The sequence below is a fragment of the Rhodopirellula sp. SH410 genome, assembly GCF_055811895.1.
Map to the genome: position 1 here is coordinate 6,089,752 of NZ_CM147949.1, position 13,448 is coordinate 6,103,199.

The 13,448-nt window shown below is 56.2% G+C and carries 10 protein-coding genes and 1 tRNA gene; 5 read left to right on the forward strand and 6 right to left on the reverse strand.

Annotation, left to right across the window (positions count from 1 at the left end):
- Positions 1 to 7: 7 nt before the first annotated feature.
- A tRNA-Arg gene (locus SH410x_RS22435) sits at positions 8 to 81 on the reverse strand.
- A gap of 515 nt (positions 82 to 596) precedes the next feature.
- Here SH410x_RS22435 and groL (SH410x_RS22440) point away from each other — a divergent pair.
- The 5 genes from groL (SH410x_RS22440) (at position 597) to SH410x_RS22460 (ending at position 6,310) form a co-directional block, all read left to right on the forward strand.
- Positions 597 to 2,303: a chaperonin GroEL gene (gene groL / locus SH410x_RS22440; protein ID WP_473670916.1), complete on the forward strand. Its 1,707-nt coding sequence runs from the start codon at positions 597 to 599 to the stop codon at positions 2,301 to 2,303.
- 166 nt (positions 2,304 to 2,469) lie between these two features.
- On the forward strand, positions 2,470 to 2,775 hold the full coding sequence (gene groES / locus SH410x_RS22445) for a co-chaperone GroES (RefSeq protein WP_473670918.1): 306 nt from the start codon (positions 2,470 to 2,472) through the stop codon (positions 2,773 to 2,775).
- 56 nt (positions 2,776 to 2,831) lie between these two features.
- Entirely contained in the window at positions 2,832 to 4,454 is a 1,623-nt protein-coding gene (gene groL / locus SH410x_RS22450; RefSeq protein WP_473670920.1) for a chaperonin GroEL, read from the forward strand.
- 108 nt (positions 4,455 to 4,562) lie between these two features.
- Positions 4,563 to 5,723, forward strand: a complete 1,161-nt coding sequence (gene dnaJ / locus SH410x_RS22455; RefSeq protein WP_473670921.1) for a molecular chaperone DnaJ — start codon at positions 4,563 to 4,565, stop codon at positions 5,721 to 5,723.
- A complete protein-coding gene (locus SH410x_RS22460; RefSeq protein ID WP_473670923.1) occupies positions 5,720 to 6,310 on the forward strand; it encodes a nucleotide exchange factor GrpE in 591 nt (196 codons plus the stop codon). The genes dnaJ and SH410x_RS22460 overlap by 4 nt, the downstream gene beginning before the upstream one ends.
- 278 nt (positions 6,311 to 6,588) lie before the next feature.
- Here SH410x_RS22460 and SH410x_RS22465 read toward each other — a convergent pair whose 3' ends face one another.
- The 5 genes from SH410x_RS22465 to SH410x_RS22485 form a co-directional block, all read right to left on the reverse strand.
- Positions 6,589 to 8,523, reverse strand: coding sequence for a glycosyltransferase (locus SH410x_RS22465; RefSeq protein WP_473670925.1), 1,935 nt, complete (start codon positions 8,521 to 8,523; stop codon positions 6,589 to 6,591).
- Between the two features lie 109 nt (positions 8,524 to 8,632).
- Positions 8,633 to 10,504 (reverse strand): tetratricopeptide repeat protein, encoded by a 1,872-nt coding sequence (locus SH410x_RS22470; RefSeq protein ID WP_473670927.1) that lies wholly within the window; start codon positions 10,502 to 10,504, stop codon positions 8,633 to 8,635.
- 8 nt (positions 10,505 to 10,512) lie between these two features.
- Positions 10,513 to 11,286 (reverse strand): glycosyltransferase family 25 protein, encoded by a 774-nt coding sequence (locus SH410x_RS22475; RefSeq protein WP_473670928.1) that lies wholly within the window; start codon positions 11,284 to 11,286, stop codon positions 10,513 to 10,515.
- A gap of 629 nt (positions 11,287 to 11,915) precedes the next feature.
- Entirely contained in the window at positions 11,916 to 12,275 is a 360-nt protein-coding gene (locus tag SH410x_RS22480) for a hypothetical protein (RefSeq protein WP_473670930.1), read from the reverse strand.
- A gap of 50 nt (positions 12,276 to 12,325) precedes the next feature.
- Positions 12,326 to 13,417, reverse strand: a complete 1,092-nt coding sequence (locus SH410x_RS22485) for an IS630 family transposase (protein WP_473668492.1) — start codon at positions 13,415 to 13,417, stop codon at positions 12,326 to 12,328.
- Positions 13,418 to 13,448 lie beyond the last annotated feature (31 nt).

Here is a 13,448-nt window from a genome sequence, read left to right on the forward strand (position 1 = left end):
AGAAAAATACCCTCGGCGGGATTCGAACCTGCGACCTGCTCGTTAGGAATGAGCTGCTCTATCCATCTGAGCTACGAGGGCGGGTGGGCCCAGAGTTTACTCGATCGCTCGCTGCGCGGGAACGGCGTCAGCATGCCCCCAGCAGAAATTTCAGGCTCGCCGCAACGGTAGCGGGACGTCCGCGTGAGCGCCCCGGAAATCTCGCTGAACGCTCGTTTTTCCAGCCGCCCCGCATTGTCGCAAGGGCAGGGCGGCGAGCGACAAGGCCCGCGGGCGCGGGACGCTGTAGTGTCCTGCCTGTGGCGCTGTGGCAAGAATAGCTAGCAAAGCGAGCCGTTGGGGTGTCACACGCCTGCCAGGCTGACACCACGGCCTTGGGGCTGATCTCGAAGACTCCCTCGTTCGCTGCCGCAAGCCTTTTGCAGATAGAGACTTGCGTCTTGCCTTCAGCGATCGGTACGGCGATTGCTCTAGCGAGTGGACCGTGGCGTGTCGCTGTCCGTCTGACCGATCGGACCGGACCCCACGTCACTTAACCAACTCATTCACCCCCTACCTTTCCCGGGCCGCAAGGCCTGTCTCAGGAGATTCACACCGTGGCAAAGCAAATCGTTTTCGACGATGACGCAAGAGGCCCCCTGCTGGCTGGCGTCAGTAAATTGGCTCGCGCTGTCCGTAGCACACTCGGCCCGCGTGGCCGTAACGCCGTCTTGGACAAAGGCTGGGGTTCGCCCAAGGTTACCAAGGATGGCGTGACGGTCGCCGAAGACATTGAACTGGATTGCCCGTTTGAAAACCTCGGTGCGCAACTCGTCAAAGAAGCTGCCAGCAAGACCAATGATGTCGCTGGCGACGGTACCACCACGGCCACCGTGCTGAGCGAAGCGATCTTCCGCGAAGGCCTGAAGATGGTCGCCACCGGCGCCGACCCGATGGCATTGACCCGCGGGATGCAAAAGGCTGTCGACGTTTGCGTGACGCAAATCGCAAAAATGTCGACGCCAATCCGAGAAGGTAATCGCTCGGATATCAAACAAGTTGCCACGATCGCTGGCAATAACGATCCTGAAATCGGCGACGTGCTCGCCGACGCATTCACTAAAGTCGGTAAGAACGGCGTCATCACCGTCGAAGAAGGTCGTTCCAATGAAACCTACGTCGACGTCGTCGAAGGCATGCAGTTCGATCGCGGCTTTCTGTCGCCGCACTTCGTCACCAACCAGGACGACGTGTCGGTCGAATTGGATGACTGCTACGTGTTGCTCTTCGAAGAAAAAATCAGCAACAACAAGAAGCTCATCCCGTTGCTCGAAGCGATCAGCGAATCCAAGAAACCGTTGCTGATCATCGCTGAAGACGTCGAGGGCGAAGCCCTGGCGACGCTCGTCGTCAACAAGATGCGTGGCATCCTGTCGGTGTGTGCGGTCAAGGCTCCTGGTTATGGCGATCGCCGTAAAGCGATCCTCGGCGACATTGCCGTGTTGACCGGTGGCAAGGCCATCTTCAAAGACCTCGGTATCGACCTGGAAAGCGTCAAACTCTCCGATCTCGGTCGTGCGAAACAAATTCGCATCACCAGCGAAGCGACCACGGTCGTCAGTGGTGCCGGCAAGAAAGTCGATATCGAAGGCCGCGTGACACAGATTCGCCGCGAAATCGAAAATACCGACAGCGATTACGACCGCGAAAAGCTGCAAGAGCGATTGGCGAAGCTAGCCGGTGGCGTTGCTCAGATCAACGTGGGTGCTGCGACCGAAACTGAAATGAAAGAACGCAAAGCATTGATCGACGATGCTCGCGCCGCGACTCAGGCCGCTCTCGAAGAGGGAATTGTACCTGGTGGTGGCACCGCGCTGCTGCATTGCCGCAAAGCCGTCGATAAACTCGAGAAGGAAACCGAAGGCGATCAAAAGCTCGGCGTCCGCATTATCCGTAACGTGCTCGACCAGCCCATGCGTGCGATCGCAAACAACGCGGGCGTCGACGGCGCCGTTGTTGTCAACCGTGTCTCGCAGCTCAAGAGCAAGACCGAAGGGTATGACGCCAATGCTGACAAGTACTGCGACCTGATCGCCGCAGGTATCGTTGATCCGGCCAAGGTCGTTCGCACCTCGCTGACCAATGCTGCCTCGGTTGCCGCACTGCTGCTGACGACCGAATCGCTGATCGTGGATATTCCTGTTGAGGAAGAACCCGGCGGCGGCGACCAACATGACCACGGCATGGGCGGTGGAATGGGCGGCATGGACATGGGCGGCATGGGTGGTATGGGCGGCATGGGTGGCATGGGCGGCATGATGTAATTCACGCCGCAGAGCACCCGCGTCTCTGCAGTCGAGCGAGCCCGCAGTCGCTCCAGTAGTTTGGGTGGTGGACCTTGAAAAAGGGTCCACTGCTGGGGATCTTTCGCAAGATCCGATCTTTCATCTTCAATACATCAATCAGTTTAAACATTTAGGGATTTCACACATGGCAGCGACCAAGACCATCAACCTTCGCCCGCTCGACGACCGCGTGATCGTGCAACCTAACGAAGCCGAACAAACGACCGCTGGCGGTATCGTGCTTCCCGATTCGGCTCGTGAAAAGCCACAGCGTGGCACCGTCGTGGCCGTTGGCCCCGGCAAGATGCTCGATAGCGGCAACCGTGGCGAACTCAGCGTGGCTGTTGGCGACGTAGTGATTTACGGCAAGTACGGCGGCAGCGAAATTGAAGTTGACGGCCAAGAGCTGAAGATTCTTCGTGAAAGCGACATCTTAGCCAAGATTGCCTGAGCTCTGCTCGCTCGCTTCCCTTCCTTCCATTTTTCATTCACTTAGGAATCTCAACTGTGGCAAAACAATTGCTATTTGAGGACCACGCTCGGGCCCGCATGCTGGCCGGTGTGGAGAAACTCGCCAACGCGGTCGCGATCACCATGGGCCCCACCGGCCGCAACGTGATCATCGACAAATCCTTCGGCGGACCGACCGTCACCAAAGACGGTGTGACCGTTGCCAAGGAAATCGAACTGGAAGACCGGTTCGAGAACATGGGTGCTAAACTCGTCATCGAAGTGGCTCAGAAAACGAGCGACCTCGCGGGCGACGGAACCACCACCGCCACCGTGCTCGCCCGTGCGATCTTCAAAGAAGGTCTGCGGAATATCGTGGCCGGTAGCAACCCGACGGCAATTCGTCGCGGCATCGAGAAAGCTGTCTCGGCTGCGTGCGAGAATCTTGTCGCGATGGGACGCCCAGTCAGTGGCAAGGAAGAAGTTGCTCACGTCGGTGCCATCTCGGCAAACAACGACAGTGAGATCGGGAACTTGCTCGCCGACGCGCTCGAGCGTGTGGGCAAGGACGGCGTGATCACGGTTGAAGAGGGCAAGAGTCGCTCGATGGAAGTCGAGTACGTCGACGGCATGCAGTTCGACAAGGGCTACATCTCGCCGTACTTCATCAACGAACCCGGCACGATGGAAGCGTCCCTCGAGAACGCGCTCGTCCTGCTCTACGAAAAGAAGATCAGCAACATCCGGGACCTTGTCCCATTGCTAGAAAAGTCGGCGCAATCCGGCCAACCGTTGTTGATCATTGCCGAAGACGTTGACGCCGAAGCGCTCACGCTGCTCGTCGTCAACAAGCTCCGTGGCACGCTGAACGTTTGTGCTGTTAAGGCACCAGGATTTGGCGATCGTCGCAAGGCGATGCTCGGCGATATTGCGACACTGACCGGCGGTACGTTGATCAGCGATGACCTCGGCATCCAGCTCGAGAATGTCACGCTCGAACAACTCGGTCGCGCCAAAAAGGTGACTGTCGACAAGGGTCACACGACCATCGTCGAGGGTGGCGGAAAACGCGAAGATATCGACAAGCGGGTTTCGCAAATCCGTGCTCAGATCGAGCAGACCGATAGCGACTATGACAAGGAAAAGTACCAAGAACGCCTTGCCAAACTTGCCGGTGGTGTTGCCGTCATCAGCGTCGGTGCCGAAACCGAGGCCGAGATGAAGCAAACCAAGGCTCGCTTGGAAGACGCATTGCACGCGACTCGTGCCGCCGTTGAAGAAGGCATTCTGCCCGGTGGTGGTGTGGCGCTTGTGTATTGCCGCGAGGCTGTCCAAGCAGCACTGAAGAAAGCGAAGGGCGACGAGAAGGTCGGCGTGAACATTGTGCTCCGCGCCCTCGACGCGCCCATGCGTCAGATCGCTGATAACGGCGGTATCGATGGCAGCGTTGTCGTCGATGAAGTGCTGCAGAAGAGCAACCCGAAGATCGGTTTCAACGCCCATACGGGCGAGTACACCGACATGATCAAAGCCGGTGTGATCGACCCCGTGAAGGTTGTTCGGACCGCGTTGATCAACGCTTCCAGCATCGCTGGATTGTTGCTCACCACCGAAGCGCTCGTGACGAACTACGAGCAAGAAGATAAGGACAAACGACCTGTCGAAGGCGTTGTCAGCTAACTCCGGATCCATCGCCACCCTCCTCTGGCATTGCCGCTGGGGGAGGGTGGTTTTGTTTCAAAATTCAGGCATTCTGCCTTCGAATCCCCTTCACTTGCACTCGGTTTCATGGCAGCCAAGACTTGTTACTACGAGATCCTCCAAGTCGAGCGATCGTCCAATAAGCAACAGATCGATCGTGCCTACCGCAAGCTGGCGATAAAGTATCATCCTGACTCCAACAAGGGTGAGGATGCTGTAGCACGCTTCAAAGAAGCGACCGAAGCCTACGAAGTGCTCAGCGACCAGTCCAAGCGTTCTCGCTACGACCAATACGGTCACGCGGGTGTCGAGGGATCGACGCATCAATACAACGATGTCGAAGACATCTTCGAAGCATTCGGCGATCTTTTCGGTGGCGGTTTCGGTGACTTCTTTGGCGGCGGAGGCCGTCGCGGCGGTGGCAGTCGGAAACGGGTGCGGCGTGGCGCCGACGTGCGCTGCGATGTCTCGCTTACGCTCGAAGAAGCCGCTCGCGGTTGCCACAAAGATATTGCGTTCCGCCGCCGGATCATGTGCGAAACCTGTGATGGCAGCGGCGCCGCTCCCGGCAGTGAGCCGGTCACCTGCACGATGTGCGGCGGGCATGGCCAGGTGATCCAGTCCGCCGGGATCCTCCGTGTGCAAACCACCTGCCCCACCTGCCAGGGTGCCGGCAAGCAAATCAGTCAACCGTGCGGCAGTTGTCGCGGCACCGGATTGCAAAACGAAAAAGCCGAACTGAACGTTGAGATTCCCGCGGGCGTTGATGACGGCATGCGAGTGCGTCTGCAGGGTGAAGGCGAGCCAAGTCCAGACGGCGGGCCCGCGGGCGATTGCTACTGCTTTATCGCGGTGAAGCCACACAGTCTGTTCAAACGCGACGGGAAACATCTCGTCCTGCAATTGCCGATCGCCTATGCCCAAGCGGCACTCGGAGCGGATATCGAAGTCCCCACGCTCAACGGCCCCCATCAGCTCACCGTGCCTGCGGGCACCCAAAGCGGTGAAGTGTTTACCGTTCGTGGGCAGGGCATCGTCGATCATCGCAGCGGTCGCAATGGCGATCTGCTTGTCCAGGTATTTATCGAAGTACCGAAGAAGCTCAGCTCCGAACAAGAAAAGATCTTGCGTCAACTCGCTGACCTTGATCATGAGGCTGTCCTACCACAACGCACTACATTCCTGGACAAACTCAGGCACTTTTTTGATCCTGAACCTGAAATCCCGTCGGAAACCAAATCATCATGAACGAAAACCAATCTCACCCTGAAGACGACGTTGACTTCGGCGGCGAAAACGACACGCAGAACGAAGTGGAAACTGCCACGGATCAAGCCCACCGAGCGTTCGATGCACCGGAGACTCGCGACGAAGAAGTGATGCGTCTTCGTAGCGACGTGGTGGCAGCTGACAAACGTGTGCTGCAGGCCCAAGCGGAAGCGGAGAACTTTCGCAAGCGGATGCGGCGGGATTATGAAGACCAGCTGAAGTTCGCCGCGATGCCGCTGATCAACGACATTCTGCAGGTCCGCGACAACCTCCACCGCGCCGTTGATGCGGCCGGTTCGAGCAGCGATAGCGGTTCCGCAGTCGGTTTGCGAGACGGCGTGGTGATGGTCATCAAGCAGCTCGACGATACGCTGGCGAAATACGGCGTTGAGCCGATCCCAGCGGAGGGCGAAGAGTTTGACCCGAACTATCACGAAGCGATCTCGCAGATGCCGCACCCGGAGATTGAAGCCGGCAGGGTTGCCCATGTCGCGGGCGGTGGTTTCCGCATGCACGGACGAGTCATCCGCCCCGCTCAGGTAGTTGTGAGTACTGGAACACCATAACGGTCTGATTCATTCACTGTATTCGGTCCACAGCACCGTGGGCTAATGCGACAAAGTTCCATGATCCACCGGCAGGCGCATGACCGGGTTTCTATCGATGTTTACCGGTCCGTTCATCGTCGCCTGCTGTACTGCGGCGGTGACATTGACGCTCACCGTCACGCAACTGCGTTCGCACGTCAACGGAGCTCGTGACTTGCACGATATGTGAGTCGCGACCATCGAAGGCTCTGTTTCAGTTACATTCGCTTCGCCAGTGTCGCGATGCGAACGCGGCGCTAGCGCGACTGGTCGTAGGCAAGTGTGATACGGTGGTCTGCGACGCGCCGAAAGAAGGCAGTGCAAGCTTCCGCAACGCGGCTCTCGCTGAATCGCTCCGCAGACACTCTCGCTCCAACGGAACTCTGTTGATAAAATGCTGCGTCGTCCCACAGTCGCTGAATAGTCACCACCCACGCGGCTACTTCATCAGCGTGCGGCAGTCTTCGGGATTCCGGAGTGTAAACAGCGGGGATAGAAAATAAAAAACCACCCTCGCCGACCACCTCAGGTAACGCCCCGCGATCGCTCCCCAGGAACGGAATGCCGTTGAGCATCGCCTCGATTGCGACTCGGCCAAAACTCTCATTCGACAGTGATGGCATCAACAGCATTTTACTGACACGGTAGAAGTCACGCGGGTCGGGTGTGTTGGCCATTCGGTGCAAGTTGTTTAATCCATCGAGCTGGATATCCAGCTCTTGAAACCGATCCACGCCCCCGCGTCCCTCCACTACTAGCAACGGGATGTCCGGTCGTATTCGCCCCAGTTCTGCTGCAATTCGGGCGAACACCGTCATGCCCTTTCCATACTGCGGATTCACGAATGTCACAAACCGCTGCGACGGGGCAGGCTCGCACCTTACCCGCTCCCAAATGATCGGTGAGGAAATTGGCGTGCATCTCAAGTTGAGCTTCCGGCGGTGATATGCCGCTGAGAACTGCGAAGGCACCAACACCTCATCGGCGTGGCTGAAAAAGCGGTCATCGCGATACGCAAAATTTCGCAGCGAGAAGACGATGCGGATCTCCCGCTGCTTTGCCGCCTGCATCAATCGTTGTCCCACCCACTGCCCGCCATAAGTCATCAACACGTCAGGTTGCCAGGTGTCCAGCAGCCGCTCATAGACCGACATGAACGCGTCGACCTCCGCCGAGTTGGGCTCGCCCTGCCCGTCAGGCAAAAAAACACTCACCGGCACAGCCCCCTGACGAAAATTCAAAATCGAGAATGGTGTCGCGGTCGAGTCAAAGCGGTTTTCGTCTACCGACACGCTGGCTTCCTCGATCACCCGTCGCGGTGATCGACCGTCGCCATGATCGAGCCGCGGACCACACATCACTCGCGTCGGCCAGCCTCTCGAGGCCAACATCTGCAGCATGTCGCGGGTCGACGTCGCTGCGCCGCTCGAAGGATCCAAATAACAGTGGTACGACGCAAACAGCACCCGCGGCTGCGTGTCAGCATCCAGCTCCGAGTCCATTCCACCCTGTCTTTTTCGAGCCTGAGCAATACAGCGGGCCGTGATGACACCCGCCACACCCGACCGCTCCCCCTGCTCCGGTTCAGAGCCAAAGGCGGAGTTTTTAGCACGTACGCTTCCCGAATTGCTCTGCCCGTCACCCAAACTCTCTGATCTCTGACGACGACTATCCCATTCGGGTCCGACTAGCCTCTCCGCCCGCAGCGGACGCATCGAAGCGATGGCAAAGGAACGGGTCAAATACAGAACGTGGGCGTATCGCCGCAGTGCCACGTTGTAACGCAAACGTTGCGCGTCGTGCAAACATACAACCGACTCCGGACGAGCACGCCGGCGAACTAAATCCAGACATGCGGCCCGGCGACGCGAATCGACGAAAAATAGATCGCTATCGGCTCGCTCGTGCAATTCAAAATACGCCCGCGAATGATTGGACGCCACCAACACCGCCAACCTCCGATTAGTGACCGGCAGCGGCTCGACCCACTTCAAAACCGGCGAGATGGCAAAGACCTCCGCTCCTGCAGCCAACGCCATCGACGTATTCTCACCCGGCCCCCATTCGAACACCCGGCGCGGCTGGATCACCTCCAGCACGCGAGCGTAGTGTTCCCGGTATGTCTGCACGCCCCCGCCGCAATCGCAATAGAGCACTGGGCAATTACAAAGCTCAAATGGGTTGTCGTACATGGAATTAAAATAAAAAAACGATGAACGAAGTTGGCGGACTGCTTGGTCGTATCACACCACGAGTGGCATGATTTCTCAGTTTGCGATTCCGAAATTGCCAACGGAAAGCTCATTCCCGAAGCCGTGCTTCAATTTGTTCGAATGCGTCGTCCCAAGATCCACGCTGAGCGGCACGGAAGACGCGCATCGTCGGATACCAGGGCGAATCTTCCCCCGCAAGAAACCATCGCCAGTCGGGAACAGATGACAGCATCAGCCAAACGGGAACCCCCAGCGCTCCGGCGAGATGCGGAATGGAAGTATCGGACGTGATCGCCAAGTCCACGTTGTGCAGAATCGCAGCGGTGTCCAAGAAGGCGCCGTAATCCTCGTCCAGATCGTCCAAATGCAAGATACCAGCATCGGTGAGTTGATGCCGAGTCGAATCATCCACGTGCTGTTTCTGCAAAGAAATGAACTGCACATGAGGAAGACGTTTTGCCAGACTCGTGAAATAGCGAAACGGAACACTCCTAAATTGATCCGTTTTGTACGTTGGACTCCCTTGCCAGGCGATCGCGATCTTACGGTCTTCATAGCCAGCCAAACGCTGCCGCCAAAGTTCAATCCGCTGGTCGTCCGCGTGCAGGTACGGAACGCTCTGCGGGATCGAATCGAGCGTCGTCCGCAAGATCGTTGGCAAACTCATTAAAGGTGCGTGAAAATCGAACGGCGGCTGACAATTCAAGACGTCGTCACGTGACACAACGACGTCACAACCTTCCGAGCCTGACAACAGCGGCACGAGTGGGCTCTGGCACGCCAACACAACACGCCCACCTCGCTGTTTGACCTCAGCGGCGTAGCGGACGAACTGGATCGTATCACCAAGTCCCTGTTCGGCGTGCAGGAGGATCGTCTTTCCTGCAAGCGGACGCCCATCCCAGCGCGGGCAAGGAAACCGACGCTGCCGCTCACTGAACTTGCGCCAACGCCACTCGTACTCCAACCACCCCCGTTGGAAATCTCCTAACGACAACAACGCCAGCGACCGGTTCCACCTCGCGTCGATAATGTCCGGCTGCATCCGCAAAGCGTCCTCAAGCGTTTGCAGCGATTCCTCAACCCGGCCCAGTAATAAATAGATCGCCCCCAGGTTACTGCGGGCCGCCGCATAGTCAGGTTTGATTTCCAATGCGTCCACGAACCAACTCTCCGACTCCTCGATCCGACCCTGTTCCATGATTGCGATGCCCAGGTTGTTCATACAAACCGCATCGCGAGCATCGATTTCAAGTGCTCGGCGGAGGGTGATTTCCGCTTCCTCATACCGTTTCAAGCCAGTCAGTAAGGCGCCGAGGTGTGTGTGCGCCGAAAGCGAATTTGGTGACAATGAAATCGATTTCTGGAACTGCTGCACGGCCTCATCCAGGCGATTCAATTCCCGACATGCTGAACCCAGCCCATCGAAAGCGTCAGCTCGATTCGCATCGAGCAAAATCGCCTTTTGAAACTGTTTCATCGCTGGATCGTAACGCTTTTGCGTTAGCAGCGATTTTCCCAGGTTGATATATACCGTCGGATCATGACTCGCCAGTTGGCGGGCCAGTTCCAGCGTCCGGGTCGCCTCCTCAACAAGTCCCAAATCGAGCTGGGTAACGCCGAGATTGTTAAGCGCGATCGTATTGTCCGGCTTCAGTCGCAATGAATCCTCGAACGCTCGCGCCGCTTCCTCTAGCCGGTTCGTCTCGCGGTAAACAAGCCCCAGATTACAGTAAAACGCAGTGCAGCCCGGAGCCAAACGGATTGCCTGGCAGAGCAACCGCTCGGCCTCCGTATACCGTTGTAATTGCATCGCCGTCACGCCCAAGAACGCCATCGCATCAACATGCTCGGGCTGCTCCGCCAGTATCTCACGGTAGAGACGCTCCGCAGCCTCATACTTACCTAGCTGCTGATACTGCTGAGCCTGTGAGAACTTCAGGCGGAGAGAATCAGGCATTTTTATCTCTACCGCTTGCCACGAGTATCCGACTCCGATTTATCGTTGGGGGACAATGCCAGAGGCGGGAACGCAGCATAGGCGTTCCATTTCGCGTAGCAAAAGTTCAGCATGCAATCAAAGCTAAACGCGGGGAATGTTCGATTGAGTGCAGGAACACTCAGTTGGTCATTACAGATTGGAAAACAAGCTTGCAGAAATTTGTTGGCGCCTGTCGGAGAGACTGCGTATGCGAGCGCACCAAAGGCATGAATCAATCGCATTGGGACCACCGGTTGACGGGTTTGTTGAAAGCGTTCGATTTCTGCAGCGCCGATGGCGTGATTGTCAAAGATCCCGTGCAGCTGTTGCACTCCAGGCAGAAACTCGACGGCGAACGCTGAATCAAAATTGTACCCCATTAGGACAAAATCCCAGTCCGCTGGCAGCAGCGCGAGCAGCGATTGCCACGCGGTGGCAAAATCGGCTCGGAAGACCGCGTCATCCTCGCAGACTAGCATCGGTTGCCCCGCATTTTTCGCTTTCAAAATCAATTCTCGATGACTGATCGCACAGGCCAGTGCTCCCAGCTCGCAATGGGCACCCTCTGCCAGCACGCCCTGACTCCGCACTTTTTCAACATCGAGACGCCGTGACTCCACGGCGGGAATAACCGAAAACGCCAGCCCCTCGATCCCGTCATTGAGCGAGAAAAAACGCTCCAGCCGATCTCGACGCCGCTCAAGATTGATGACGTGGAACGTGCGAACAGAAACGGCATCCGGTATGAATGGCACAGGCATAAGCAGGAAAATCAATAGGTAGTGGCGAGCGGGGGCATGAGTGGCCACAGGTCGTGCTAGCAAATACCTCCGACTCCCGCCCAGCACTCGAAATGCCAAACGCGAATCTGAAATCAAGGTGATATTCCGTTGAAATGGATTTTGACAATCTCTTACTTTCACTGGAGACCTCATCCTGAACACTCAATTTATCGACTTACTGCCTGACGTGCAAAGCAAATTACGATCAGCAAAATCTCTCTGTCTCGATCGGTTCCTGTCCTAGGCTGTTGATGATGCAGGGACACGATTTCTTGCCAGCGGTCGACATTCTCAGCAACTGGCTAGAGCAGTACCATCGCGACCTCAGCCAGAGGAAGTTCTCAGCCTAATCGATCAAGCCCATCCGATCTCCACCGACAACCACGCTCAGTGCGACCGCTTTGCCAAAGCGACGCACTTTTTTCATGCGTTGAGCACTCACCGTCGGAGCATGGCAGGCTCAAGCCTCGACTCGGTCGCTCCCATCGCACATCCCACGAACACGCTCTCTAGAATTCTCAGCAATTTGGCAAAAGGACCTTCTGAGGCTCCAGATCCATACAGTCACAATTCAGCAGAAAGTGCGACCGCAATTTGGTCGGCAACAACTATCTGATCCCTCTCAGCAGACCTTCTAAGCCTTCGTCAGAGAAGATGGTCCGATCACCAATAGGCTTAAATGGCCCAGCAATAACTTGATCGCCTTTGTCAATCAAAGAGACCTGCCACACGCCGTTGGACAGGGCGACGGACATTGTAGATGTAGCTTTAAAGAGTTTTTCGCTGACGGGCAATTTATTGAATTTCTGGCTAAATACGGTGGTGCCAGGAGACTTGATCCATAAAACCTCCAAGGCAGATTCAAGACGAACGTTCGAAAGCAACATTGTTTTGGCAAATTTTAGCGATCCGACTAAGATTCGTTGATCGCCGCAAATAATCACGGCATTGACTGGTTCATCCGCCATCGTCTCCAAGGTCAACGAACGTGACGGTTCACTAAGCACGTCGGGTGAATTTATTCGGCATAATTAAAAAGCGTAGGCATATACGACACTTCTCCAAACTCATTGAGTGTTTTCGTAAGTGTGTTTAGCAGTGTACTGAAGCGCTCCCAGGCGCCAGCGGGGAGCAGTTGGTACTTGAGTTTTTTCCAAAGCATTTCAATTGCATTCAGCTCTGGACTGTATGGCGGCAGATGGTAGATGTAGAGTCCTTTCTCTGCCCAGTCTTCCATGCGAGTTTGAAATGCTCCGCTCGTGTGGACTGAGGCATTGTCAAGGACCACAACAGTTGGACCGTCGATTGTTTGGCAATAATCATCGAAAATTGCAATCACCATTTCGCTGTTCACGTAGCCTTTGTGGAGATAGGTGTGGGTTTCACCGTCTTGACCCTGAAACCCAATCGCTTGAACGTTGCTGCCGTGTGCCCCGGTTACGGGTATTTCGTAGCGTCGACCGATCGGTTGCCATCCGTAGGGAACAACTCCTTTGAGCGAGAAACCCGCCTCGTCAAAGTAAACAACGTTCAAATCCGGTTCTTCGAGAAACTCGGCTAGCTCTTCCTTGGCCAATTGAAATTTCTTTTCATCCCGTTTTTGCCGCAAACTTCGACGATAACGTTTCCAACTCAGCCGAAACCGCCTCGCGTATTCTCGCAGAGTGGGTCGCTTGATTTCCTTGCCGGTTTTTTCTTTCAGCTCTTTCAGCACCTTGGCTGGTCGATTCGGGTATTTTCGAAGTAGTCGCCGGAGAGTTTGCTGCTCTGAGGCGTTGAGTATCGGCGGCGCACCGGGATGCTCGGAGTCTTCAAGTGCGTCGGGGCCGCCTTCTGAAAATCTGTCAATCCAACTGGATACCGAATCTCGATCCACGCCAAAGATATCGACAAGGGAACTTATTTCGTACTGTTGGTCGCTGAGTAAGATTGCGTGCGCACGAACTCGCGTATAGTGGCAATGATGACTTTTCCACATTTCCGTCAGTTGCTGTTTTTGCTCGACTGAGCCAATTTGTGCGAATTTTGTAGAGGGGCGTGCCATTTGAATCTCCCGGTTCGTGAAACAGGGAGAAACATGATGCTTCGCATAATCTCGACCATCGAGCATTTGCTAGCAAATCAGAAAGGATTCCCAACTC

What these genes read in the sequence shown, in the direction of transcription:
- SH410x_RS22460 (WP_473670923.1), top strand. Translation starts at nt 5,720, where the DNA reads ATGAACGAAAACCAATCTCACCCTGAAGACGACGTTGACTTCGGCGGC.
- SH410x_RS22465 (WP_473670925.1), bottom strand. Translation starts at nt 8,523, where the DNA reads ATGTACGACAACCCATTTGAGCTTTGTAATTGCCCAGTGCTCTATTGC.
- SH410x_RS22470 (WP_473670927.1), bottom strand. Translation starts at nt 10,504, where the DNA reads ATGCCTGATTCTCTCCGCCTGAAGTTCTCACAGGCTCAGCAGTATCAG.
- SH410x_RS22475 (WP_473670928.1), bottom strand. Translation starts at nt 11,286, where the DNA reads ATGCCTGTGCCATTCATACCGGATGCCGTTTCTGTTCGCACGTTCCAC.
- SH410x_RS22485 (WP_473668492.1), bottom strand. Translation starts at nt 13,417, where the DNA reads ATGCTCGATGGTCGAGATTATGCGAAGCATCATGTTTCTCCCTGTTTC.
- dnaJ (WP_473670921.1), top strand. Translation starts at nt 4,563, where the DNA reads ATGGCAGCCAAGACTTGTTACTACGAGATCCTCCAAGTCGAGCGATCG.
- groES (WP_473670918.1), top strand. Translation starts at nt 2,470, where the DNA reads ATGGCAGCGACCAAGACCATCAACCTTCGCCCGCTCGACGACCGCGTG.
- SH410x_RS22480 (WP_473670930.1), bottom strand. Translation starts at nt 12,275, where the DNA reads ATGGCGGATGAACCAGTCAATGCCGTGATTATTTGCGGCGATCAACGA.